This window comes from Pseudoalteromonas sp. SR43-5, assembly GCF_014163835.1.
GTDB classification, from domain to species: Bacteria; Pseudomonadota; Gammaproteobacteria; order Enterobacterales; family Alteromonadaceae; genus Pseudoalteromonas; species Pseudoalteromonas distincta.
Genome location: NZ_JACJEA010000010.1, coordinates 55,887 through 81,555, shown reverse-complemented (window position 1 = coordinate 81,555; position 25,669 = coordinate 55,887). Strand labels below are relative to the sequence as shown.

Below are 25,669 nucleotides of genomic sequence, written 5' to 3'. Positions count from 1 at the left end.
TCCATGAAAACCTTAATGGTGCAAGGCACTACATCAGATGCTGGTAAAAGCACTTTAGTTACTGCCCTTTGCAGGGTGTTTGCTAAGCGAGGGGTAAAGGTTGCGCCTTTTAAACCACAAAATATGGCACTTAATAGCGCAGTAACAAAAGATGGCGGCGAAATTGGTCGTGCGCAAGCTTTGCAAGCAATAGCAGCTAAAGTAGAGCCAGAAATAGACTTTAACCCTATATTACTTAAGCCTAATAGCGACACGGGCGCACAAGTAATTATTCACGGAAAAGCCGTTAGTAATATGGAAGCGGGCAAATATCACGACTATAAAAAAGTGGCGATGGATGCAGTAATTACTTCACATAACCGCTTAGCTAAACGCTTTGAATTACTCCTTGTTGAAGGGGCTGGGAGCCCTGCTGAAATAAATCTGCGTGAAAACGATATTGCTAATATGGGCTACGCCGAAGAGGTAGATTGCCCAGTAATTATAATTGCTGATATTGATAAAGGCGGCGTATTTGCACACTTGGTAGGTACGCTTGCGTTGTTAAGCGAGTCAGAACAAGCGCGCGTAAAGGGTTTTGTTATAAACCGCTTTAGAGGCGATATAGGTTTGCTGCAAGGCGGGCTTGATTGGCTTGAAGAATACACAAACAAACCCGTACTTGGCGTATTACCTTATTTACACGACCTTGCGCTTGATGCTGAAGACGCCGTCGCAATTGATAATAACGTAACTAACGCCACAATTAATATTGCAGTGCTGCTTGTACCCCACATTAGTAACCACACCGATTTTGATGCACTGCGTTTGCACCCAAACATTAATATAAATTATGTGCGCCATACGCAAACGATCCCAGACGTTGATCTGATAATTCTCCCAGGCAGTAAAAATGTGCTGGGTGATTTAAGTTTTTTGAAAAATGAAGGCTGGGACACTCAAATTAAGCGCCACTTACGCTATGGTGGTAAAGTACTTGGTATTTGTGGCGGCATGCAAATGCTGGGCAATACGCTCAACGATCCCGAGGGTATTGAGTCATCATTAAAGCAAGTAAATGGGCTTGCTCTGTGCGATTTTGAAACCACGCTAACAACACAAAAAGTATTAACTAAAATAACCGCTACACTGCTTTTAAATAACCAATCAACACCCTGTAGTGGTTACGAAATACATGTAGGGATTAGCCAAGGTGCAGCGCTTAATAAGCCATTTTTAACCTTTGATGAAAGCCACCCACATGGCTTTACGTTTGATGGCTTTATTAGCGATGATAACGCCATTGCGGGCACTTATTTACATGGCTTATTTGATGAAGCCGATGCTACATCGCAAATTTTAAAATGGGTAAAACCAAGCGCCTCAATTAACCCAATTAGTATTGCCGCTCACCGCGAGCAGCAGTTAGAACGATTAGCAACCATGTGCGAAACGCATTTAAACATACAGCAAATTATCTCGATTTATGAAGGGCACAATAATGACTGAACAAAACAACGATAAGCATAAGCAGCGCCAACAAAAAGTAAAAGAACAAGTGGATGCACGTGTTGCCGCCGCACAAGATGTAAAAGGTATTTTTCAGGTAATTACCGGTAATGGTAAAGGTAAATCAACCTCAGGCTTTGGCGTTGTAGCACGCTGCGTTGGACATGGTAAAAAAGCAGCCGTTTGCCAATATATTAAAGGTACGTGGGAATGTGGCGAGCGTAATTTATTACAAGGTGCAGGTGTTGAGTTTGTTGTAATGAACACCGGTTTTACTTGGGATACGCAAAATAAAGAAGCCGATACTGCAGCCGCGCAGGCAACATGGCAAGAGTCAAAACGTATGCTTGCTGATAGCAGTATTGATTTAGTATTACTTGATGAGCTTACGTATATGGTGACTTACGGCTACGTTGATTTAGATGAAGTAGTAACAGCCCTTAATAACCGCCCACCCATGCAGTCAGTTATTATTACAGGGCGTGCAGCACATCGTACTTTAACCGACCTTGCCGACACAGTAAGTGAAGTGCGTAATGTAAAACATGCATTCGACTCAGGCATAAAAGCGCTCGAAGGGTTTGATTACTAATGTTTAAAGCGTTTTTTATTGGGGTGCTGCTTTTTAGTGTATCGGGCAGTGCACTTGCAGAGCAGACCAAGGATTCTAAAAAGCTGCGAATAATCGCGCTTGCACCACACATTGTCGAAAACCTATTTGCCATAGGGGCGGGCGATAATATTGTGGGCACGGTTGATTACGCCGACTACCCAAGTGAAGCCCAAAGTATTGAGCGCATAGGGGGTTATTACGGCATCTCGCTTGAAAAAGTATTGGCGCTTAAACCCGACTTAGTTATTGCGTGGAAAAGCGGAAATCAAAGCGAAGATTTAGCCCAAATAGAGCGTTTAGGTATAAAAGTGTATTTGAGTAATCCCACCACAATCGCGGGTGTAGCCCACGAGTTACTTACTTTTGGTGAATTTACAGGGAATATTGAGCAAAGCCAACAAGCGGCAAATGCATTTACACAAAAGCTAAACGCGATTGTTAAAAGCCAGCAAGATAAAAAAGATATTACCGGATTTTATCAGTTATGGGCTGAGCCCATGATGACAGTAAGTAAAAACACATGGATAAATCAGCTGATTGAAACATGCCATGTAAGCAATGTATTTGCACAGAGCGTTACAGATTACCCGCAAATTAGTATCGAAAATGTTATTGTTACTAAGCCACAAGTTATTATTATCCCTGATGAAAAATCAAAAACACCACAGCCGGTTGTTAATTGGCAAAAGTGGCCAGAAGTACCAGCAGTTAAAAATGATCAATTTATTAGCGTAAATGCCGATTTATTACATCGTTTTACCCCGCGCATGCTAGATGGACTCGCGGATATGTGTGATAAAATAGACGCATCACGTAAACAGATTAAGAGTACGCAATGAGCAATTGGGCTACATTTTTAGAAAGTGAATTACAGCAACCTTACATGCAGCAAACGTTAGAGTATGTGGCTAATCGCCGCAATGAAGGTGTTGCTGTTTACCCGCCTGAAGCTCAAGTATTTAGTGCTTTTGATGCCACCGCACTTAATGACATCCGCGTCGTAATTTTAGGACAAGACCCATACCACGGGGAAGGGCAAGCGCATGGCTTGTGTTTTTCGGTATTGCCTGATGTAAAAAAACTGCCACCGTCGCTTAAAAATATGTACAAAGAGTTAGCTGTCGATATCAGCGGGTTTATTATTCCTGAGCATGGTTACCTGCAAAGCTGGGCAGATCAGGGCGTGTTTTTACTCAATACAGTATTGACCGTTGAGCAAGGGCAAGCGCATTCACATAAGCATTTAGGATGGGAGCTATTTACCGATAATGTAATTGCCCATATTAATAAGCACTGCGAAGGTGTGGTATTTATTTTATGGGGGGCACATGCACAAAAAAAAGGTAAAGACATAGATAGCGCTCGCCATCATATTTTAAAAGGGCCGCACCCATCGCCGCTTTCGGCGCATAGAGGCTTTTTTGGTTGTAAGCATTTCTCACAAACGAATGAGTTATTGCAAGCCAAAAAAAATAAGCCAATTAACTGGCAAATCTAATTTATTCTAAAGAACTCAAATTGTTTAAACCATTAAAAAAGGCTTCCAGATTCTGGAAGCCTTTTTGTTTAGTTGGGGCGTATTGAATTAAAAATCGAGCTCATCAATTGCAATACTGTCTGTAAAGTAGTCTAGTTCTTGTAGTTCTTTACGTAGGCGCTGTTTGTCTTTTATTGCTTCTATTTCACGCCATTTTCTTTTTTTATTTTTTTGAGAGGTTTTTCTTGTTGTATCTGGTCCTTCTAATATCTCTAATATATCGTTTAGGCTATCCATGAACTTCTCCTATTGATTTTATTGACCTCAAGAATACCTATACCACAGGCCTAGTTAAAATAGAATAAAAAAGTGACAGTTATGTTACATAAGTGTGATTAATTGATGAAGGTTTATACGAAGATTATATGAAGGTTAAATAGAGAAGTAGCCAATTTTAGGCATAAAAAAACGCCGCTATTGCGACGTTTTCTAAAACACGATTATAGCAAATTACATTGCTTTAAAACGCGCTTCTAGTTGTTCTTGTGCATCAGCAAAAGAGCGAATACCTTCAGCCAGTTTTTCAGTAGCCATAGCATCTTGGTTATGTAACCAACGGAACTGCGCTTCTGTAAGTGGCTCTGGTTTTGGCTCTTTAGGAATATCTGTTTCTAGCAAGTATTCCTGTGCGCCTTCAAGGTTACCTAAATCTTCTAAAAGATTAGGGCTAATAGTTAGCTTGTCGCAACCAGTAAGAGCAATAATTTCGCCTGTATTACGGAAACTTGCACCCATCACAACTGTTTTGTAATCATGGCGTTTGTAAAATTCAAAAATGCTGCGTACAGACTGAACACCTGGATCTTGTAGCGGATCGGTTGGTTTTTCCATACCGTTAGCAACGTGCCAATCTAAAATACGCCCTACAAATGGCGAAATTAGAAATACGTTTGCATCGGCACATGCGCGAGCTTGGGCATCGCTAAATAATAAAGTAAGGTTACATTTAGTACCTTCTTTTTCTAGTTGCTCAGCGGCTTTAATACCTTCCCACGTAGACGCTACTTTAATTAAAATTTTGTCTTTGCTTACACCTTCTTTTTCGTAAAGGCTAAGTAGGGTATGTGCTTTATCAATAGTCGCTTGCGTATTAAACGAAAGGCGTGCATCTACTTCAGTAGAAATATAACCAGGAACAATCTCACTAATTTCTTTACCAAGTAACACGGCAAAGTAATCACATGCTAGTTCAAGCTGTTTAGCTGGCTCTTGCTCGGTTTCTTTTGCATAGCTCCAAGCTTTATCTAGGTAAGGCTTATATGCTTCAATCTCGCTCGCTTTTAATAAAAGCGACGGGTTTGTAGTTGCATCTTCTGGTTGATGCTTTTTAATAGCTTCAATATCACCAGTGTCGGCTACGATAGATGAATGTTGTTTTAGCCTTTGTAGAGCTGAAGTCATTTGCTTTCCTCATTCCAAGCAAGTTAAAAGAAAAATCTAATCACTCTTAATATATACAATCCATACTGCAACAGTGTGACAATGCTTGATAGGTCTTATGTCCTTATCAATAGAAAAACGGCAATGCATGGGTTATTAAGAGAGGATTTATTTAAACAAAACGTGCTTTTCGTTTCATTTAATGTTGAAATTGACACTAAATAAATTACAAGTCAATAGCTAACTATGATCACTGTTATTTCACCTGCAAAAAATCTTGATTACGAAACGCCACCCGCAACAGACAAGTTCACTCAGCCTGAATTACTAGAGCACAGCGAAGAGCTCATGAAAGTATGCCGTGAACTAACACCAGCGCAAATTGGCAGTTTAATGAAAATTAGCGATAAGCTATCTGGGCTTAACGCAGCACGCTTTAGCGAGTGGGCGCAGCCGTTTACACAAAGTAATGCTAAACAAGCAGTGCTTGCCTTTAATGGCGATGTATACGGCGGTTTAGATGCAAGCACGCTTAAAGCTAGCGAGCTTGATTACGCACAAAACCATTTACGTATCCTTTCTGGCTTATACGGCTTATTAAAACCACTTGATTTAATGCAAGCTTACCGTCTTGAAATGGGCACCAAGCTTGAAAACTCGCGTGGCAAAAACTTATACGAGTTTTGGGGCAGCGTAATAGCGAACAAACTAAACGACGTATTAAAAGCACAAGACGCGCAATACTTAGTTAACCTTGCTTCAAACGAATACTTTAAAGCGGTAGATAAAAAAGCATTAAATGCACAAATTATTACCCCACACTTTAAAGACTGTAAAAACGGTCAATACAAGGTAATTAGCTTTTACGCTAAAAAAGCACGCGGCATGATGGCGCGCTACATTATCGAAAATAAAGTAACGCAATTAAGTCAGCTTAAAGAGTTTACTGTGGCGGGTTATTACTTTAGCCCTGAGGCAACAGTTAAAGAGCTTGAGCCGGTATTTATGCGCGACGAACAAAATTAGGTCATAAGCTTAAATAAACAATTGAAAAGCCATGCATTGCATGGCTTTTTTGATACTGGCGTTATATTTGCAACTATATCTAATATTAATGAGATTATTAATTAAATAGGTGCAAACAAAATGATCAGTATTCCGTCAGTTGGCGAAGCCGAAAAACTAATAGAGGAAAAGCTCGGAGGGTGGTTTGATGTTGTTATCAGCCATATCCCTAATTTTATAGTGGCAATTGTAATTGCCATAGTATTTTCAATATTGGCGCGCTTTGCTGGCAAGCTGATGAAAAACGTGTTGCGCCGCTCTCTCGATTCAACGCAAATTGCCGACTTAATGGCGTCAATATTTAAAGTTATTGTGTTGTGCATAGGTTTATTTATAGCGCTCGATTTTGTTGGCTTAAAAGGCACTGTTACTTCGCTACTTGCTGGTGCGGGTATTGTGGGTTTAGCCATTGGTTTTGCGTTTCAAGACATGACCGAAAACCTAATTGCTGGTATAGCAATGGGTGTACGCAAGCCATTTAAAACAGGTGATGTAATAGAAACCGATGATGTGTTTGGTTCGGTGCATTCTATAAACCTACGTAACACGCTAATAGAGAGCTTTTACGGGCAACTAATACTTGTACCAAACAAAGTCTTATTTAGAAATGTACTAAAAAATTACACCACGCTAGGTATAAGGCGCATAGAAGTACCTGTGGGTATTTCGTACGGTGACGACATAGAAAAAGCAAAAGACGTTATAGTCGATAAAATTAACGAATTTGACTTTGTAATACGTAAAGACGAAACCGCTGTATACGCTGAAGGTTTTGGCGACAGCAGCATTAACTTACTGGTGTGGTTTTGGATTAAATACCCAGGCGAGCCTGACTTTATGACGGTACGCCACAAAGGTGTTGTTGCCGTTAAGCAAGCATTAGACGAAGCTGATATTAGTATTCCTTTCCCAATTCGTACTTTAGATTTTGGTATTAAAGGCGGTGAGAAACTCGATGCCATGATAAGCGATAAAATAAGCCAGCAGTCATCCAATAAAGACAGTAGCGACGGTGCTGACTCTAGCCAAAGTGAGTAATTTAGTTAAAACTCATTAGGCAAAAGCATTGGGAAATAGTTACTTACCAACAGCGCAATTTTACAGAGTAAAATTGCGCTTTTTTATAAATGGATTATTAGCTAAAAGTTTAAATACCTAGTTTTGTGTTTATTGAATATCAATTCAGATTAGTTGCGTTTGGCCATGGGAGTATTAACAAGTAAGATTAGTGTTTACCCAGCGATTTTTTTACTGCCTTGCCGCACACTCTGAAAAAACGCTCTCATCTATTTCAATAACTAAATAAATCATCCTTTTTAAGCCCGTTAGGTCGGCTAAAGAATCTGTGTAAGCTTTTTCAGTATCAATTGGGTTAACTTAAGGGTTAAAAGAGCAAAGACAAACACGCTAGCGTCAATTCTAAATCTATCTTCTTAAGTATAAGTGTGAGCTATCGTTTTAGGGGGAGGAATAATCGTATTGCTTAGGCTTTATTTTATCTTCTTCACAGCTGCAAAATTTGCCTTAAAACAGAATATAAAAAAGCGCAGCTTGTGTTGGAGTAACAAGCCGCGCTTATGAATTAGTTATACAAATAGGTTTTGTGGTGCGTATTAAATAACGCTAATTTTGTTACGAATGATTTTAACCCCATCTATATTTTCTAGAAATTTTTGAGCTAGTGCGCGCTGAAAACCAGTTTGTGCTTCACCGTATAAATCTACTTCACCATTTTTTACCTGCACACGAATATCACTTAACGCTAGGTTAGGGTTAGTTCGTAGGGTGTTGGTGATAGTTTGTTGTAGGTTAGGTTGAGTGGCTACACTGCTTACTACGGCCATGTTGGTTGCTGCACTTACCTTTGTAGCGCAAGCTAATAAAAATAAACAACAAAATGATACTAAAGCGATAGTTAACTTGAAGCGGTTCATAACTTAATCCTTACATTACGGTGAATAGTGCAGCCACAAAATGGAAATTCCATCGGCTAGGTTATCTTTGTAGTTACAATTTCGGTGCCAATATTAACGCTATGAAATATAAGGTGATTTTATTAAGTGGGAATTAAGGTGGGCAAAAATTACATTTAAATGAGTATGAGTTACATGCTTGGGTTACATATGTAACAGGTACAAACACCAGAGCCTGTAAGGCTTGCATTAAAAAAGCCGACAAAAGTCGGCTTAGAATAAAAATATGTTAGGTTACTTTTTCTTTTTAACCTTGGCCTTTTTCTTGGCTTTCATTTTTACTGGATCTTTACGCTTTTTAGCCGGCGGCTTAGCTTCTTTATGCTGTGGCTCAACACCTTTAATTACACGGCGTTTTAGTTTTTGTTCAACGTAGCGCTCTACTTTATACAAAATACCAATGTCGTGTGCTTCAACTAAAGATATTGCAATCCCTTTTTTACCAGCACGGCCAGTACGACCAATACGGTGTACGTATACGTCGGCAGTGCGCGGCATATCAAAGTTAATAACGTGGCTAATGTCAGATACGTCAATACCACGTGCAGCTACGTCGGTAGCAATTAAGATACGTGTTTTGCCACTGTGGAAGTTTTCCATGGCTTTCATACGTTTGTCTTGTGGCATTTCGCCGCGTAACCAAGCTGCTTTAACGCCGTTATTGGTTAGCTCGCCAATCAGTGTTTCTAAACGCTCACGGGTTTTAACAAACACAATTGCTTTAGTCACGTCTGGACCATTTAAGGTATTTACTAAAAGCTCTAGTTTATGATGATAGTCATCGGCTAAATGTACCCACTGGTGAATTTTAGCTTTTTCTTTACGTGACGATTCAGCTTCTAATAGAGCTGGGTCGTTTAATGTTTTTTCAGCAAACCTTTCTACGCTGTCACCTTCGAGTGTTGCTGAGAATAAAAAACATTGGCGACGATTTTTAGCTTCGTCACAAATACGGCTCATTTCTTTTTTGAAACCCATATCTAACATGCGATCTGCTTCATCGATAATAAGCATTTCTACGTGTTCAGCATGAAAGTTTTCGGTTTCTAGGTATTCCATTAATCGACCTGGTGTGGCGATTAAAATATCGTTATTTTTTTCAAAAATTTCTTTATGCGTGCCGTAGTTAATACCGCCTGTTACTACACCAATTTTTAGGTGTGTGCGTTTAGCTAGCAGTTCACATTGTTCATGAATTTGATAAGCCAACTCACGAGTCGGGGTCATAACGAGGACGCGCGCAAAACCAGGATCACGACGTGGGAAATCCAGTAAGTACTGAATAGCCGGAATTAAAAATGCCGCTGTTTTACCTGTACCAGTAGGCGCAGATGCTAAAATATCGCGCCCCTGAAGTGCTTCAGGAATAGCTTGTTGTTGAATGCTGGTTGGCGTCTCGTAGCCCATTTTATTAATGGCATCGAGTAGCTTGTTATCAAGATCAAATTCAGAAAATTGCATAGAGTGTCTAAAATAAGGGACAATTACCCTGATTATACGCGCTATGCTGCGCTTGGTGAATGAAAAGGTGAAAAAATGTCTGGTTTTGTATTTAAACAATTTAAAGTTGAACACGACCACTGTGCAATGAAAGTTTCTACCGATGGCATTTTGCTTGGCGCATGGGCTAATTTAAGCGGTGCAAAGTCATTACTTGATATAGGCACAGGCACCGGCTTACTAGCATTAATGTGTAAGCAGCGCAGTAATGAGCTTGGTATAACTGCGGTAGAAATTGACGAAAGCGCCTATACCCAAGCATTACAAAATGTAGCTAATAGCCCGTGGCCAACTATAAGTATTACGCACCAAACTATTCAAAGCTTTAGTAGTGAAGTTAAATTTGATGTTGTTATCTCTAATCCACCGTATTTTAATCACAGTTTAAAAGGCGATAATGCTGCGCGTAATACCGCGCGCCATACCGACGGATTAAGTTTTGAAGAGTTAATAAATGCGTTTAAACGTTTAAGCCATAGTGGTTCTCGCTTTAGCTTAATACTCCCAAGCGTTGAAGGCGCATTATTTATTGAGCTTGCTACTCAAAATGGGCTTTATTTAAATACTCATTGCCAAGTAAAAGCCACGCCTAATAAAGATATTAGCCGCAGTTTAATGGCATTTAGCTACGTAAAAAGCGATATAGAATCATCAACCCTGTGTATTAGAAACTTAGATAATACCTACACCGCTGATTATATAGCCCTGTGCAAAGCATTTTATTTGAAAATGTAAATTGCCAAGTTATGTAGGTTATCTAGTAATAAAGGATAATTTACCTATTATGCATACGTATTCAGTTTTTATTTAATCAATTCTCAATCTAGTGTTAACCACTTGTAAATAACATCGGGTAGTTGTTTTGCTCGCTCAACAGTTGGATCACACACTATGAAACTCAATAAAATAATCACCACCGCAGGTTTAAGCCTAGGGTTGCTCTTACCGAGTATTGCCACAGCTACGCCCACCACATTTGTGCATTTGTTTGAATGGAATTGGCAAGATGTAGCGCAAGAATGTGAGCAATACCTAGGACCAAAAGGCTACGCTGCAGTACAGGTCTCGCCGCCTAATGAGCACATTACAGGAAGCCAATGGTGGACACGTTATCAGCCAGTAAGTTATGAACTGCAAAGTCGTGGCGGAAACCGTGCGCAGTTTATCGATATGGTAAATCGCTGTAGTGCAGCTGGGGTTGATATTTACGTTGATACGCTTATTAATCATATGGCAGCAGGAAGTGGCACTGGCACAGCGGGAAATAGCTTTGGTAATAAAAGCTTTCCTATTTATAGCCCACAAGATTTTCATGAAAGTTGTACCATTAATAGTTCTGACTATGGCAACGATCGCTACCGAGTACAAAATTGTGAACTCGTTGGACTTGCCGATTTAGATACCGCTTCAAACTATGTGCAAAATACCATTGCAGCATATATTAACGACTTACAAGCTATTGGCGTAAAAGGCTTTCGGTTTGATGCTTCTAAACATGTTGCAGCAAGCGATATCCAAAGTTTAATGGCCAAAGTAAATGGCTCGCCAGTGGTTTTTCAAGAAGTGATTGATCAAGGTGGGGAGGCTGTTGGTGCCTCTGAATATTTAAGCACAGGTTTAGTAACTGAATTTAAATATAGCACTGAGCTTGGTAACACTTTTAGGAACGGCTCGCTTGCATGGCTGAGTAATTTTGGCGAAGGGTGGGGCTTTATGCCAAGCTCTTCTGCGGTAGTCTTTGTAGATAATCACGACAATCAGCGCGGGCATGGCGGCGCTGGTAATGTTATTACCTTTGAAGATGGCCGCTTATATGACTTAGCCAATGTATTTATGTTGGCTTATCCGTACGGTTATCCAAAAGTAATGTCGAGTTATGATTTTCATGGTGATACAGATGCTGGTGGGCCAAATGTACCTGTACATAATAATGGTAACTTAGAGTGTTTTGCTAGTAATTGGAAGTGTGAACATCGCTGGTCATATATTGCAGGCGGGGTCGATTTTAGAAATAACACCGCCGACAATTGGGCAGTAACAAACTGGTGGGATAACACAAATAATCAAATTTCATTTGGCCGAGGTAGCTCGGGTCATATGGCTATTAACAAAGAAGACTCAACACTAAGTGCAACTGTGCAAACCGATATGGCGCCAGGGCAATACTGTAATGTGTTAAAAGGCGAGTTGTCAGCTGATGCTAAAAGTTGTAGTGGTGAGGTTATAACGGTTAATTCCGACGGTACTATTAATCTTAATATTGGCGCTTGGGATGCGATGGCAATTCATAAAAATGCCAAGTTAAATACAAGTTCAGCGCCAAGCACTGAAGGTGACTGGCAGCGAACGGTTATTTTTATTAATGCACAAACACAAAGCGGACAAGATATGTTTTTGCGCGGTGGAATTGACCACGCTTATGCAAACGCAAACCTTGGTCGAAATTGCCAAACAAGTAATTTTGAGTGTGCAATGCCTATTCGTCATAATAATTTAAAAAATGTCACAACAGGCCCTTGGAAAGCAAATGATAACTACCTTGATTGGTATGGTATAGAAAATGGGCAAAGTAGCGAAGCAGAAGGTTCTGCCACCGACTGGACAACGAATGTTTGGTCTGCAGGTTGGGGCGCTGAAAAAACGCTAAACACAGATGGTTTTGGTGTAACACCATTAAATATATGGGGCGAACACTATTGGATGCTTGATGTGGATATGGATTGTAGTAAAGCGGTTAATGGATGGTTTGAACTAAAAGCATTCATTAAAAATGGCCAAGGATGGGAGACTGCTATTGCTCAAAACAATACACCTTATACAAGCACTAATCATATGGCGCAATGCGGAAAAGTTAATAAATTTGAGTTTAATAATTCAAGTGTAGTAATTCGTAGTTTTTAAAAGTAAACAAAAAAGCTCATATGAAAACCTAAACTAATGATTATTAGTTTAGGTTTTTTTATTTTAGGTACGGCGCTTTAATAGTGTGTTTATAAATCACCTGTTATGATTCACTCATTAGTTACATTGAATTAAGACAACACAATGAAAAAATTAAATAAAATAATACTACTAAGTACATTCTCTGCGGTTGTTTTGGCAAGCCAAAGTGCACTGGCAGCCATGACCCCAGTTGGGCTTTGGAAAACGATTGAAGAGGATACAAACCAAGCTAAGTCGTATGTACGTATTACCCAAACCAACGGTGTATTAAGCGGCAAAGTTGAAACCATTCTTAACCCTGCAAAACAAAATGATATATGCAGTAAGTGTGATGATGAGCTAAAAGATCAGCCTATTTTAGGAATGACCATAATCACCGATGTAAAAGCACAAGATGATGGCGTATGGGGAGACGGAGAAATACTCGACCCAACAAATGGTAAAACCTACACCTTACAATTAACCCCGCAAGATGAAGGTAAAAAGCTCGAAGTGCGCGGTTACATTGGCTTTTTTTACCGAAACCAATATTGGCTAAGAGTTGAGTAAGTTTAACTACTTACTTAATTACTAAACGTTAAATAATTAAGCATTAACTGAAATCATTTTTGCGCTTTGCCTTTCTTACTCACTAAGCCTGCCATATTTAATTGGCATAAAATTTTGAGTAAATAAAAGGGTAAAATATGATTAAGTACATAGTTGCTTTAATAATGCTTAGCACACTGTTAATAAGCGGTGGGGCAAACGCAAAGGATGATGCGGTAAACACGGGTTGGTTTAATAACACGGCTATTAAAGGGTACGACAGTGTTGCTTATTTTACCCAAAATAAAGCCATTAAAGGCAATGACAAATATACGTTTAGTTATTTAGGTGCCGACTGGCATTTTTCGAGTGAAGAAAACAAAACGGCATTTGCAGAAAACCCAAAGCGTTATGCTCCGCAATACGGTGGCTGGTGCGCTTATGCAATGGCTGATGAGGGGAATGCCGTAGGGATTGACCCAGAAGCATTTTATATTCACGAAGGTAAGCTTTACTTAAATTACAGCCAAAGCGTACAACAAAAATGGTTAAGTAATTTATTGCCGTACATTGTAATGGCTGATGGATATTACCCGCAAACGACCAATGTTATGACGTTTCAATAAATTACTCATATTATTAGGGTCTGTTGAACTTTGCGGATTAAAATTTGTTCAAACTAGGGGCTATTTAATCGCGGCGCGAGATTTGTAACCTAGTGGGCTAAGTAAAAACCGAGCAAAGCTTCCGCGTCCTGCTCACGCCCCTTACCTACATCCATGTAGGCAACAAAGAGTTGATCGCCCCTAGAAAGAACCCAGAGGGCAGTGCATGTTTGGCATTTATGCTGCGTTATCGCCCATTTATGGGGAATAACCACACTGCATAGGCTCTGTCTTGCCTAAATACCAAACAGACTGCTGCAAATTTAACCTTAAAAGATCAACAGACCCTAGTTAAAAAGCCCGCAACTGAACTAGTTGCGGGCTTTTTACTTATTAGCTAATTAATTAAAGCGTTTCGCTATATTCAGTCATTACCTGTTCAACCCATGTTGCAATACGCTCATCGCTTAGCTCGTATTGGCTGTCTTCGTCGAGCGCAAGACCAACAAAATGTTTACCATCAGGGGTTAATGCTTTTGAGGCTTCAAACTCGTAGCTACTGTCATTTGGCCAAAAACCAAGTTGAGTAAATGTTTGCGTATTTATTTCATCGTGTAGCATGCCTAGGGCATCTTGAAACCATTGCCCGTAACCTTGTTGATCGCCCATGCCAAATAAAGCAATGGTTTTACCATTTAGGTTTACGTCGGCTATGTCGTCCCACTTTGACTCCCAGTCTTCTTGTATTTCACCAAAATCCCATGTTGAAATACCAAAGATGATAAAGTCGTACTGCTCTGCATTTTTTAGTGGCTCGTCTTTAATATTGTGCAGGGTAACTATATCGGCACCAATAATGTCGCGAATCTTTTCTGCTGCCATTTCGGTGTAGCACGTAGTAGAACCAAAAAATAAACCAATTTGCATCGTATTTATCACTGTGTAATTGCCTGATATGATAGGCTCAAGTTTACCGTAAGGTATTTTTAATTGATACCTTAGCAAAGCATGAGAGCATAATGTGACAACGCTATCTGACGATTCTTTTGAAAATAACAGCAGTATGAGCAGTAATAGCGACTACCTAGAAACCTTTTTAGATAGCCTGTACTTAGAACAAGGCGTAAGCGAAAATACATTAAGCGCTTATCGCAGTGATTTAGATAAGTTTTGCCTATTTTTAAAGGGCGAAAATTTAATGACAGTAACGGGGCTCGACATAGAAAGCTATTTAGCGCATCGAGTTGATTTAGGTTTAAAACCACGCAGTACAGCACGTAGCATTAGTGCGCTAAAGCGTTTTTATCAGTACTTTGTACGCGAAAAAATAATTAGTGATTCGCCCATGCTAAACATAGCTCAACCAAAAGCCGGACAGTCGTTACCTAAAACACTCTCAGAAGCTGAAGTTGAGGCATTGTTAAATGCGCCCAACACAGAAGAAGCGATGGGACTGCGCGACAAAGCCATGCTAGAGCTACTTTATGCAACGGGGTTGCGTGTAAGTGAGCTTGTTGGGCTTCGTATGGAGCAAATTAATTTGCGCCAAGCGGTGGTGTTTGTAAAAGGTAAAGGTAATAAAGAGCGCTTAGTGCCATTGGGTGAAGAAGCCATGTATTGGCTGGAGCAATTTTTAAAGGGTGGGCGTGCACAAATGATAAAACACGCCACCGATTTTGTGTTCCCATCTAAGCGCGGAGTAGGCATGACGCGACAAACCTTTTGGCATAGAATTAAACACTATGCTATTTTGGCATCAGTTGAGTCTCCATTATCGCCCCATACCATGCGCCATGCTTTTGCTACGCACTTATTAAATCATGGGGCAGATTTACGTGTGGTACAAATGATGTTGGGCCATAGCGATTTATCAACGACGCAAATTTATACCCATGTTGCCAATGAACGGTTAAAGTCGGTACACGCAGAGCATCATCCGCGAGCGTAAGTTTGAAAGTAAATATTATTAAGCCGGTCAATATATTAAGTATTTTTAGGATAGAGAGAAGTTATGAAAAAATTAATGTTAGCAGGTGCCATGTTGTGCACAAGTATTAGTGCATTTGCAAATGGCGTAGCTGTAACACCAGATGCTAATGATCCTATTATTACTAAATTTGCCGAGCTTGGTGTAACTGTAAAGCAAATTAACCCAAGCCCAGTAGCGGGTTTAAAAGAGTTGCTCACTAATAAGGGCGTGCTTTACGCAAGTCCAGATGGTCAATTTTTAATGCAAGGCACGTTAATCGATTTAAATAATCGTAACAACTTAACAGAGCAAGCATTAAACGGCGTGCGTGTAGAGGGCATTAAAGAATACGAAGATTCGATGATTGTGTACAAAGCACCAAACGAAAAACACAGTATTACCGTATTTACCGACATTAGCTGTGGTTACTGTCGTAAATTACATCGCGAGTTAGACGATTTACTTGATGCGGGTATTACCGTTAAGTACCTTGCGTTTCCACGTGGTGGCTTACAAGGTTCAGGCTACGCCGATTTAATGAACGTATGGTGTGCACGCGATCAGCAAGAAGCACTAACAGAAGCTAAGTCGGGTACAAGCACTAAAGTAGTTGCAGGCTGTAGCGCACCGGTTGCAGAGCATTACCAGCTTGGTCAAAGCTTTGGTATTAGCGGCACACCTGCCATTATTTTAGAAGATGGTACGATGATCCCAGGTTACCAGCCAGCAGCAGCACTAAAAGCAGCATTAGATGCTAACAAAGCGTCGTAATACGTTTTATAGCTAATAAAAAGGCCTTAATGGCCTTTTTTTGTCTTTTTAATACGACCCAATAAGTTAAAACTCTGCATGAAAAAATTGATCATTGCGCGTGAAAACGTTGACGACTCGCATCTACCGAGTAATTTACACCCTGTAATTAAACAAATTTATGCTAACCGCAATGTATTTAATGCCGACGAGCTAAATAACAGCGTAGCTACGCTTCACGACTTTAAATTGTTTAAAGATATCGACAAAGCCAGCGATTTATTAATTGAAGCATTAAAAGCGCAAAGCCAAATATTAATAGTCGGCGATTTTGATGCTGATGGCGCAACAAGTACTGCAACATTAATGCAAGGCCTTGAGATGTTTGGCTTTAAGCATTTAGATTACTTAATTCCTGACCGGTTTAGCTTAGGTTATGGTTTAAGCCCCGCACTTGCAGAGCAAATAGTACAAATAAAGCCTGATTTAGTGATCACCGTAGATAACGGCATATCGTGTATTGCTGGTATTGATATTTTAAAAGCGGTTGGTATTAAAGTGCTGGTAACAGATCATCACTTACAAGGTGAGCAGCTGCCCAATGCCGATGCAATAGTAAATCCAAATAGGCACGAATGTAACTTCCCGTCTAAATCTATAGCAGGCGTTGGCGTTGCTTTTTACTTACTAATAGCACTGAGAAGCGTAATGCGAGACCTTGGTTATTTTGAGCAGCAACCGCCGCCTAATTTAGCTAACTTGCTCGACATTGTAGCGCTTGGTACGGTTGCTGACGTGGTCGCACTTGATGCAAATAACCGCACCTTAGTACATCAAGGTTTAGCACGTATTCGCAGTGGTAAAACACGCCCAGGCATCACCGCGCTTATTGAAGTGGCTAACCGCAATGCTGCCCGCTTAAGCGCAAGCGACTTTGGCTTTTCACTTGCGCCGCGTTTAAATGCAGCAGGGCGATTAGACGACATGAGTTTGGGTATAGCATGCTTACTTAGCACCGATATAAATCAAGCACGTAGTATTGCCAGCGAGCTCGATAGTTTAAACTTTGCAAGGCGCGAAATAGAACAAGGCATGCAAGCCGAGGCGCAAGCCGTGCTTGATAGACTCGCATTTAGCGACGATAACGTCCCTGATGCAATCTGCTTGTTTCAAGACGATTGGCATCAAGGTGTTATTGGCATTTTGGCTGGTCGCTTAAAAGAAAAATACCACCGACCAACCGTTATATTTGCTGGTGGCGAAAATGGTGAAATAAAAGGTTCGTGCCGCTCTATAGAAGGGTTGCACATGCGCGACTTACTCGAAGGGCTTAATACTGCTGAGCCACACTTAATTAATAAATTTGGTGGCCACGCAATGGCCGCTGGTTTAAGTATTAACGAGCAACACTTTAATGACTTTAAAAAAGCGTTTGATGCTGCCGTGAGTGCGCAACTGAGTGAAGAAAGTAAACGCTGCATTGTATTTACCGACGGTGAGCTGCCAAACGATTGTTTTACGATGGAGTTTGCCCAGCTATTAAAGCAATCGGGCCCGTGGGGGCAGCAATTTCCTGAGCCGGTGTTTGAGCACACCTTTGAAGTAATACAGCAGCGCATAGTCGGCGAAAAGCATTTAAAGCTGGTGCTAAAGCATCAATCAGGGCGATTGGTTGACGCCATTGCCTTTGGTATTGATGTAAAAGAATGGCCCGACACAGAAGCGAAGTTTGTAAAAGTAGCCTATCAACTCGATATAAATGAGTTTAGAGGTAAATTTACTCTGCAATTAATAGTTAGAGAGCTTGAAAAAGTGCACTAAAAAATATGCACAAATCATGCATAAAAGGCTAATAAAGCGCGCGGTTTTTTGTTAAAATCGGGCGTTTTTATCATTTGACGATAATTTGTTGCGAAAATCCCATGTAAAGGGGCGCAATTACCTAGCCATTTTGGAGTGATGTACATGTTTGAAGTGAATCCTGTGATTAACCAAATCAAGGAAATTCGCGAACGTACTGAATTGCTTCGGGGGTACCTTTGACTACGCTCTTAAACAAGAACGCCTAGAAGAAGTTAACGCCGAACTTGAAGATTCAGCCGTATGGAATGAGCCTGAACGCGCACAAGCGCTTGGCCGTGAAAAATCAGCATTAGAGGCTGTTGTTGAAACAATCGACAACCTTGTAGCCGGTACTGACGACGTTGAAGGTCTACTTGAACTTGCTGTAGAAGCCGAAGATCAAGATACCTTTGATGAAGCACAAAGCGAACTTAGCGATCTAAACGAGCAGTTAGAAGGTTTAGAGTTTCGTCGTATGTTTTCAGGTCCTCATGACTCAAACGATGCGTACCTTGATTTACAATCGGGTTCTGGCGGCACTGAAGCACAAGACTGGTGTAACATTCTACTTCGTATGTATTTACGTTGGGGCGAGGCTAAAGGCTTTAAAGTTGAGCTAGTTGAAGCAACTGACGGTGATGTTGCCGGTATTAAAGGCGCAACAGTTCGCTTTGTTGGCGAATACGCTTACGGTTGGTTACGTACAGAAACAGGCGTTCACCGTTTAGTGCGTAAAAGCCCGTTTGACTCAAGTGGTCGTCGTCATACCTCATTTGCTTCTGCGTTTGTATACCCAGAGATTGACGATAATATTGAAATTGATATTAATCCGTCAGACCTACGTATAGACGTTTACCGTGCATCAGGCGCGGGTGGTCAGCACGTTAATACCACCGAATCGGCGGTTCGTATTACTCACGTACCAACCAATACCGTAGTGCAGTGTCAAAACGAGCGTTCACAGCATAAAAATAAAGCCCAAGCGATGAAGCAGTTAAAAGCTAAATTATTTGAGCTTGAGCTACAGCAGCAAAATGCTGAAAAACAAACGCAAGAAGACGCTAAATCTGATATAGGGTGGGGTAGCCAAATACGTTCATACGTACTTGATGACGCACGTATTAAAGATTTACGTACAGGCGTTGAAAACCGCAATACCCAATCGGTACTTGACGGTAACTTAGATAAATTTATTGAAGCCAGCCTTAAATCTGGCCTATAACCACCAAGCTAATAAAGAGCTAAAAAATGACTGATAAAATCCAAGACGAAAACAAGTTAATCGCTGAGCGTCGCGGCAAGTTAGACGCGATACGCGAAAATTGCCCAGCCAACGGTCATCCAAACCAATTCCGTCGTGAGCATTACACGGCTGATTTGCAAGCCCAGTTTGGTGATAAGAGCAAAGAAGAATTAGTTGAACTACAAGAAGTTGTGTCTATTGCTGGACGTATTTTAGCAAAGCGTGGACCGTTTTTTGTAATTCAAGACATGAAAGGTCGTGTACAAGCGTATGCATCTAAAGATGTTCAAAAAGACCTTAAAGAAAAATATGGTCAGCTAGACACTGGCGATATTATAGGTGTTAAAGGCGCGTTAAATAAATCGGGTAAAGGCGATTTATACGTAGAAATGACTGAGTATCAATTACTAACTAAGTCACTTCGCCCGTTACCTGAAAAATTCCATGGCTTATCAGATCAAGAAACAAAGTACCGCCAACGTTATGTTGACTTAATTACTAACGAAGCAACGCGCGAAACATTCCGCATTCGCTCACAAGTAGTTGAAGGCATTCGTCGCTTTTTAGCAGAACGTGACTTTATGGAAGTAGAAACACCTATGCTACAGGTTATACCTGGTGGTGCATCTGCGCGTCCGTTTGTAACTCACCATAACGCGCTTGATATCGACATGTACCTACGTATAGCGCCAGAGCTTTACTTAAAGCGCTTAGTGGTAGGTGGTTTTGATCGTGTATTTGAAATTAACCGTAACTTCCGTAACGAAGGGTTATCTACACGTCACAACCCAGAATTTACAATGATTGAATTTTACCAAGCATACGCTGATTACATCGACCTGATGAACATCACCGAAGATATGCTACGTACTGTTGCAGAAAACGTACTAGGTAGTGCAATTGTAGTTAATACAACTAAGGACGAAAACGGCGAAGTTATCGATTCAGTTGAATACGACTTTGGTCAACCGTTTACACGTTTAAGTATGGCGGATGCTATCTTAAAATATAACCCTGAGTTTGATGCTGCGGTATTTAACGACCCAGAAAACCATTTTGAAGAGTTAAAAGCGTACGCTAAACAAGTGCACGTTAAAATTCCTGAAAACTGTGTTTGGGGCCCAGGTAAGTTTCTTTGTGAAATATTTGAAGAAACAGCAGAGCACATGCTTATTCAACCTACGTTTATTACTGGTTACCCGTGGGAAGTATCACCACTTGCACGCCGTAACGACGAAAACCCATTTGTTACCGACCGTTTTGAGTTTTTTGTTGGCGGCCGTGAACTTGCAAATGGTTTCTCTGAGCTTAACGATGCACAGGACCAAGCTGAGCGCTTCACTCGTCAAGTTGAAGAGAAAGACGCAGGCGATGATGAAGCAATGCACTACGACGAAGACTACATACGCGCACTAGAGTACGGCTTACCGCCAACGGCTGGTGAAGGTATTGGTATTGACCGTTTAGTAATGTTGTTTACTGATTCATCAACAATTAAAGACGTTATTTTGTTCCCGCATATGCGTCCACAAGCTGACTAATCTTTAGTAGAACAAAGTAAGTTAATAAACGCCGCTTAATAGCGGCGTTTTTTTGCTTATAATTAGTGTTTTAATTAATAAGTACTACACTAAAAATTAAAGGTAATTATTAGTGCTGATTAATGTGCAATTCAGCTTCACTAACTTATTGTTATTGGAAGTTTTTAATATTAAAACTAACAGTGCTATAACTTTTTAGTATGATTGTTTTTTAAACATATGTTGTGTTTATACAAAGGTTTTAGCTAGAATACGCACGAAATTTACACTGCTGGTATTTAGCAGTTAAATATAGATTCTTAAAGGACTTAGAATAATAGTATGAAAGACAAACGAGTAGATGATTTATCAGAAGAATGCACATCAGAGCAAGAACGAAACGCTTACTACCGTGCTTGTATCGCTGAATTTCAACAATTAGGTTACCAAGAACAGTATTTGGCTCAGTTAACTGATGACTTAGTTCCCGTGCTAGGTGTTAATCCTTCAAATAAAAATACGTAACCCGCTTAAATTTCAAACTAATTACACTTTTAAACCAAGCATATGTGCAATCTGTAACCATATAGTCGTTTTTGGTAGAAAAGTGTTTGACATATTTTCTGAAATCTTTATTATACGCCCCACAAGACGGAGAGGTGTCCGAGTGGCCGAAGGAGCTCCCCTGCTAAGGGAGTATAGAGTTTGTAGCTCTATCGAGGGTTCGAATCCCTCCCTCTCCACCATTTCTTTTAATGGCGTGTTTTGTACAATTTTAAAGTATGGGTGCATAGCTCAGCTGGATAGAGTACTCGGCTACGAACCGAGCGGTCGGAGGTTCGAATCCTCCTGCGCCCACCATACTTTAATAACTCGCTTAGAGTCTAAATAAGCAAACTATAAAGTGGGTGCATAGCTCAGCTGGATAGAGTACTCGGCTACGAACCGAGCGGTCGGAGGTTCGAATCCTCCTGCGCCCACCACTTTATAGACTCTCACTTAGAGTAAAAATAAGTAAAACTCTCACTTAGAGTAAAAACAAGTAAAAATGAAAGTGGGTGCATAGCTCAGCTGGATAGAGTACTCGGCTACGAACCGAGCGGTCGGAGGTTCGAATCCTCCTGCGCCCACCACTTTCATGTTTTCATACACTTTTAAGTGTAAGAAAAATAAACCGATGGAAATCGGTTTTTTTATGCCTGAATTAATACGCTCTGCTTAGAGTTTAAATAAGCAATCTATGAAAGTGGGTGCATAGCTCAGCTGGATAGAGTACTCGGCTACGAACCGAGCGGTCGGAGGTTCGAATCCTCCTGCGCCCACCACTTTCATAAACAAGCCGACATTAAGTCGGTTTTTTTGTGCCTAAAATAAAGTGAAGTGAAGTGAAGTGTAGGTTTAGGTGGATTGAGAACCAAGCAGTCGGAGGTTCACTCTTACAAGATACGTCCTGCGCCCACCACTTTCATAAACAAGCCGACATTAAGTCGGTTTTTTTGTGCCTGAAATAAAGTGAAATGTAAGCTACCACTCCTGTAGCCGCAGAGCTTGCTCGCGTGAGAAGCGCCAGCTTCTAATTACTTACCACCGATATAACTGATACTTTATTTACGAGCTTCGTTCGTCGCGTCAGCAAGCTGTAAGCCTACAAGTAAAACCAGCCCTAATCTTTAAATCTAAACTCCGAGCTTATTCATCCGTTGTAGACGCAGAGCTTGCTCGCGTGAGAAGCGCCAGCTTCTAATCAGTTATCTAATCAAGCCCACTTAACCCTTTTCTAAAGCTGCTCTTTAATATTACCTATGTTATTTTAAACGCCTTGTTTAAAAGGATATTGCAGTATGTTTAAAACCCTATTTATTACGTTATTTTTTATTTTTAGCGCTATTTTTATTCCAAGCGTGCAAGCCAACGAAGCTAACAACTCACTTGTAGTAGGTGCGCAGCAATATGCTAAATATTTACCGCAGTTAAAAAATAAACGTGTAGGGCTAGTAGTCAATCAAACATCAATTATAGGGCAAACTCACTTAGTAGATGCTCTGCTGGCTAAAAGCATAAACATAACTAAAATTTTTGCACCAGAGCATGGCTTTAGGGGCGATCACGATGCAGGCGCACATGTAAAAAATGCCGTTGATAGCAAAACGGGTATTCCGCTTATTTCTATTTACGGTAAAAATAAAAAACCAAGCCAAGCTGCTTTAGCCGATGTTGATGTCATTATTTTTGACATTCAAGATGTGGGAGTGCGCTTTTATACTTACATAAGCTCTATGCACTACATGATGGAAGCTGCTGCAGAGCAGAGGATAGAATTTTTAGTACTCGACAGACCCAACCCAAATATTGCCTACGTTGATGGACCAATATTAGAGCCAGAATTTAAATCGTTTGTAGGCATGCACCCAATTCCTGTATTACACGGCATGACTGTTGGCGAACTTGCCAAAATGATCAAGGGCGAGGGCTGGATCAATAAAGCGCCCGATTTAAAATTAACTGTGATCCCTGTCGATCATTACACTCGCAAAAGTGCTTATAGTTTGCCTGTAAAACCTAGCCCTAATTTACCTAACGATCAGGCCATTGCACTTTATCCGTCGCTTTGCTTTTTTGAAGCAACGCCTATCAGTATTGGTAGAGGCACCGACTTTGCGTTTCAGGTAATTGGTTACTCGCCAATTACATTGGGCGATTTTAGTTTTACACCGCGCGCAATTAAAGGCGCTGCTTTAAACCCTAAATTTAAAAACCAAACCGTGCAAGGGCTCGATTTAAGACAAGCAAATATTACAGGTTTAAATTTAACTTACTTAATAAATGCGTACACGGAGCTTAGTAAAAACAACATCTCGTTTTTTGAGCGCGCTGAGTTTATGGATAAACTAGCGGGTACTAATAAATTGCGCTTAGCTATTGAAGCAGGGCAATCAGAAGCGCAAATAAAACAAAGCTGGCAGGCGGGGCTTGTGCAATTTAAAGCGCAAAGAGCGCCTTACTTGTTATATAAATAAGGGCTAAGCATGTTTATCGCTTTAAAAAATCAAAGGTGTAGTTATATAAAAAAAGCATTTATAGCGGCGTTAAGCTTTATTATTGTGGGTTGTAGTACACCACCTGAGCCTATTAGCTCGGTGCTACCACTTACAAAGAGCCAACTTGTAGAGCTGCCTAATGCACAAGTGGTTGTAACGTTTCCTGAGGTAAATCCAAGTAGCCGGTTTTATGTAAATAACCGAGGAACGTTTAAAGCTTACAAAGGGCGCGGGCAATTATTAATACAAAACCATAACGCACAAAGCGCCGATATTTACATTAATAATCAAAAGCTCGACGTTAACCAACTTAGCGCCAACACTCTATACAATTACAGTTTGGCAAAAAATACTCACAACGGTGTTAATACCTTTAAAGTTGAAAATATTCTCCCTGCTGGCGCAAGCTTAACACTGCGTTTTGCATTTCCTACTTTAAGTGATGAACCAAAAAAGCATATAGATTTTACTGAAGTAGACACATTAATTGAACGCGATGTAAAAGCAGGTTTTCCTGGGGCTGTATTGGCTGTTGTTAAAAATGGCGAGCTAATAAAGTTAACCGCCTATGGCGATGCAAAACAATATCAGCAAAGTGACTTAATGCTACTTCGCCCAGAGCCAATGCAAACTAATACCTTGTTTGATTTGGCCTCAAACACCAAAATATTTGCCACCAACTTTGCACTTATGAAATTAGTAAGTGAAGGGCTGTTAAATATTAATAAACCCGTGCAAAGCTACCTAAGCGAATATAAAGGCGAAGGGCGAGCAAAGCGCACAGTAAAAGACTTACTCACACACAGCGCCGGATACCCGCCAGTATTTGACTTTCATCGTAAAGATGGCAGCTACGGCAACGCGTTTTATTCGCAAAACAGTAAAACCACCAAACAGCTATTACTTACCAGCGTGCCTTTTAGTAGTAAATCATCTGGGCAGCATGTTTACTCAGATATTGATTACATGATTTTAGGCGTACTCATTGAGCGCATAACTGGGCAGCCCCTTGACGAATACCTAGAGCAGCAAGTGTACGCGCCATTAAAATTAACTAACACGTTATTTAATCCACTTAAAAAAGGCTTTAAGCCGCAGCAATTTGCAGCCACTGAGCTTAGCGGCAACACACGAGACGGGCGCATTAAGTTTGATAATGTTCGTACCACTGTTTTACAAGGCCAAGTGCATGATGAGCGCGCTTACTACTCACTTGATGGCGTAGCAGGGCATGCAGGGTTGTTTAGTAACGCTCACGACTTAGCCGTGCTTTGCCAGCTATTACTAAATAATGGCGGCTACGGCGACCAACAATTATTTAGTGCCAGTGCCTTAGCACAATTTTTAACGCCGCAAAGCAGCGATGAGACCTACGGGCTTGGCTTTAGGCTAGCTGGTAACAACCAAGCAAGGCGCTGGCACTTTGGCCCTTATGCAAGCGCGCAGGCTTATGGGCACACAGGTTGGACGGGGACAGTGACCGTAGTTGACCCCGCTTACGATTTAGCTATTATTTTACTTACCAATGCTCGCCATACTGCAATTAAAGGCTCGCTAAAACGTTACGAATTTACAGGTAAACAATTTGAAACCGCGCAGTATGGATCGGTAGTGTCGCTTATTTATGAAGCGCTACTAAATCAATAAGCTATCGTATAGGTTAAAACGTACTAAC

At 40.7% G+C, this 25,669-nt stretch carries 23 protein-coding genes and 5 tRNA genes; 23 read left to right on the top strand and 5 right to left on the bottom strand.

The genetic code is table 11. The annotated features are described in order from the left end of the window. Positions 1-3 precede the first annotated feature (3 nt). The 4 genes from H5090_RS07905 to ung are packed head-to-tail and all read left to right on the top strand — an operon-like array spanning position 4 to position 3,599. Positions 4-1,488, top strand: coding sequence for a cobyric acid synthase (locus H5090_RS07905; protein WP_182695438.1), 1,485 nt, complete (start codon positions 4-6; stop codon positions 1,486-1,488). Beyond that, positions 1,481-2,080, top strand: a complete 600-nt coding sequence (gene cobO / locus H5090_RS07900) for a cob(I)yrinic acid a,c-diamide adenosyltransferase (RefSeq protein ID WP_007376484.1) — start codon at positions 1,481-1,483, stop codon at positions 2,078-2,080. Before H5090_RS07905 ends, cobO begins: the two co-directional genes overlap by 8 nt. Continuing rightward, complete coding sequence (locus H5090_RS07895; protein ID WP_182695437.1) at positions 2,080-2,940, top strand: cobalamin-binding protein; 861 nt, start codon at positions 2,080-2,082, stop codon at positions 2,938-2,940. Before cobO ends, H5090_RS07895 begins: the two co-directional genes overlap by 1 nt. After that, positions 2,937-3,599 carry a uracil-DNA glycosylase gene (gene ung, locus H5090_RS07890; RefSeq protein ID WP_182695436.1) on the top strand — a complete coding sequence of 221 codons (663 nt, stop codon included), beginning with the start codon at positions 2,937-2,939 and terminating at the stop codon, positions 3,597-3,599. Before H5090_RS07895 ends, ung begins: the two co-directional genes overlap by 4 nt. Positions 3,600-3,686: 87 nt before the next feature. Here the strand turns inward: ung and H5090_RS07885 are convergent, their stop codons facing one another. Both H5090_RS07885 and tal read right to left on the bottom strand, forming a co-directional pair. After that, on the bottom strand, positions 3,687-3,875 hold the full coding sequence (locus tag H5090_RS07885) for a DUF3545 family protein (protein WP_002961395.1): 189 nt from the start codon (positions 3,873-3,875) through the stop codon (positions 3,687-3,689). Between the two features lie 213 nt (positions 3,876-4,088). Further along, the gene (tal, locus tag H5090_RS07880; RefSeq protein ID WP_002961397.1) at positions 4,089-5,039 is read right to left on the bottom strand and encodes a transaldolase; all 951 of its coding nucleotides are present in this window, start codon (positions 5,037-5,039) and stop codon (positions 4,089-4,091) included. Between the two features lie 225 nt (positions 5,040-5,264). Between tal and yaaA the strand changes: the two genes are divergently transcribed. Both yaaA and H5090_RS07870 read left to right on the top strand, forming a co-directional pair. Continuing rightward, the gene (gene yaaA, locus H5090_RS07875; RefSeq protein WP_002961399.1) at positions 5,265-6,044 is read left to right on the top strand and encodes a peroxide stress protein YaaA; all 780 of its coding nucleotides are present in this window, start codon (positions 5,265-5,267) and stop codon (positions 6,042-6,044) included. A 120-nt stretch (positions 6,045-6,164) separates the two neighbouring features. Then, a complete protein-coding gene (locus H5090_RS07870) occupies positions 6,165-7,121 on the top strand; it encodes a mechanosensitive ion channel family protein (protein ID WP_024596180.1) in 957 nt (318 codons plus the stop codon). Between the two features lie 575 nt (positions 7,122-7,696). On the opposite strand, the gene H5090_RS07865 is transcribed toward H5090_RS07870, so the two are convergent. Both H5090_RS07865 and srmB read right to left on the bottom strand, forming a co-directional pair. Next, positions 7,697-8,017 carry a BON domain-containing protein gene (locus H5090_RS07865; protein WP_002961403.1) on the bottom strand — a complete coding sequence of 107 codons (321 nt, stop codon included), beginning with the start codon at positions 8,015-8,017 and terminating at the stop codon, positions 7,697-7,699. Between the two features lie 273 nt (positions 8,018-8,290). After that, positions 8,291-9,517 carry an ATP-dependent RNA helicase SrmB gene (gene srmB, locus H5090_RS07860; protein ID WP_002961405.1) on the bottom strand — a complete coding sequence of 409 codons (1,227 nt, stop codon included), beginning with the start codon at positions 9,515-9,517 and terminating at the stop codon, positions 8,291-8,293. 75 nt (positions 9,518-9,592) lie between these two features. Between srmB and H5090_RS07855 the strand changes: the two genes are divergently transcribed. The 4 genes from H5090_RS07855 to H5090_RS07840 all read left to right on the top strand — a co-directional run bounded on the left by H5090_RS07855 (position 9,593) and on the right by H5090_RS07840 (position 13,653). After that, positions 9,593-10,291: a tRNA1(Val) (adenine(37)-N6)-methyltransferase gene (locus H5090_RS07855; protein WP_182695435.1), complete on the top strand. Its 699-nt coding sequence runs from the start codon at positions 9,593-9,595 to the stop codon at positions 10,289-10,291. Between the two features lie 156 nt (positions 10,292-10,447). Then, complete coding sequence (locus tag H5090_RS07850) at positions 10,448-12,457, top strand: alpha-amylase family protein (RefSeq protein WP_182695434.1); 2,010 nt, start codon at positions 10,448-10,450, stop codon at positions 12,455-12,457. A gap of 144 nt (positions 12,458-12,601) precedes the next feature. Continuing rightward, a complete protein-coding gene (locus tag H5090_RS07845) occupies positions 12,602-13,048 on the top strand; it encodes a DUF2147 domain-containing protein (RefSeq protein ID WP_182695433.1) in 447 nt (148 codons plus the stop codon). A 137-nt stretch (positions 13,049-13,185) separates the two neighbouring features. Continuing rightward, positions 13,186-13,653 (top strand): YHS domain-containing (seleno)protein, encoded by a 468-nt coding sequence (locus tag H5090_RS07840; protein ID WP_182695432.1) that lies wholly within the window; start codon positions 13,186-13,188, stop codon positions 13,651-13,653. 384 nt (positions 13,654-14,037) lie between these two features. Here H5090_RS07840 and fldB read toward each other — a convergent pair whose 3' ends face one another. Beyond that, positions 14,038-14,559, bottom strand: a complete 522-nt coding sequence (fldB, locus tag H5090_RS07835) for a flavodoxin FldB (protein ID WP_086999384.1) — start codon at positions 14,557-14,559, stop codon at positions 14,038-14,040. 94 nt (positions 14,560-14,653) lie between these two features. Here fldB and xerD point away from each other — a divergent pair, with 94 nt between their 5' ends. From xerD to pbp4b, 13 genes are all read left to right on the top strand, one after another. Then, positions 14,654-15,580 (top strand): site-specific tyrosine recombinase XerD, encoded by a 927-nt coding sequence (xerD, locus tag H5090_RS07830; protein WP_002961416.1) that lies wholly within the window; start codon positions 14,654-14,656, stop codon positions 15,578-15,580. A gap of 63 nt (positions 15,581-15,643) precedes the next feature. Then, positions 15,644-16,372, top strand: coding sequence for a bifunctional protein-disulfide isomerase/oxidoreductase DsbC (gene dsbC / locus H5090_RS07825; protein WP_182695431.1), 729 nt, complete (start codon positions 15,644-15,646; stop codon positions 16,370-16,372). A gap of 78 nt (positions 16,373-16,450) precedes the next feature. Beyond that, positions 16,451-18,172, top strand: coding sequence for a single-stranded-DNA-specific exonuclease RecJ (recJ, locus tag H5090_RS07820; protein ID WP_182695430.1), 1,722 nt, complete (start codon positions 16,451-16,453; stop codon positions 18,170-18,172). 144 nt (positions 18,173-18,316) lie between these two features. Continuing rightward, a protein-coding gene (prfB, locus tag H5090_RS07815) for a peptide chain release factor 2 (RefSeq protein WP_100218355.1) occupies positions 18,317-19,415 on the top strand; the annotation gives its coding sequence in 2 pieces (ribosomal slippage) (positions 18,317-18,391 and positions 18,393-19,415; 1,098 coding nt in all). A gap of 26 nt (positions 19,416-19,441) precedes the next feature. After that, positions 19,442-20,977 carry a lysine--tRNA ligase gene (gene lysS, locus H5090_RS07810; protein ID WP_182695429.1) on the top strand — a complete coding sequence of 512 codons (1,536 nt, stop codon included), beginning with the start codon at positions 19,442-19,444 and terminating at the stop codon, positions 20,975-20,977. Between the two features lie 321 nt (positions 20,978-21,298). Then, positions 21,299-21,481, top strand: coding sequence for a hypothetical protein (locus H5090_RS07805; protein WP_010553261.1), 183 nt, complete (start codon positions 21,299-21,301; stop codon positions 21,479-21,481). A 128-nt stretch (positions 21,482-21,609) separates the two neighbouring features. Continuing rightward, a tRNA-Ser gene (locus H5090_RS07800) sits at positions 21,610-21,702 on the top strand. A gap of 38 nt (positions 21,703-21,740) precedes the next feature. Further along, positions 21,741-21,817 (top strand) — tRNA-Arg (locus H5090_RS07795). Positions 21,818-21,862: 45 nt separating this feature from the next. After that, positions 21,863-21,939, top strand: a tRNA-Arg gene (locus tag H5090_RS07790). A 73-nt stretch (positions 21,940-22,012) separates the two neighbouring features. Next, positions 22,013-22,089: transfer RNA gene (locus tag H5090_RS07785), tRNA-Arg, on the top strand. Between the two features lie 115 nt (positions 22,090-22,204). Next, positions 22,205-22,281: transfer RNA gene (locus H5090_RS07780), tRNA-Arg, on the top strand. A 516-nt stretch (positions 22,282-22,797) separates the two neighbouring features. Then, positions 22,798-23,973, top strand: a complete 1,176-nt coding sequence (locus tag H5090_RS07775) for an exo-beta-N-acetylmuramidase NamZ domain-containing protein (protein WP_182695428.1) — start codon at positions 22,798-22,800, stop codon at positions 23,971-23,973. Positions 23,974-23,982: 9 nt separating this feature from the next. After that, the gene (gene pbp4b / locus H5090_RS07770; RefSeq protein WP_182695427.1) at positions 23,983-25,641 is read left to right on the top strand and encodes a penicillin binding protein PBP4B; all 1,659 of its coding nucleotides are present in this window, start codon (positions 23,983-23,985) and stop codon (positions 25,639-25,641) included. The last annotated feature ends 28 nt before the right edge of the window (positions 25,642-25,669 follow it).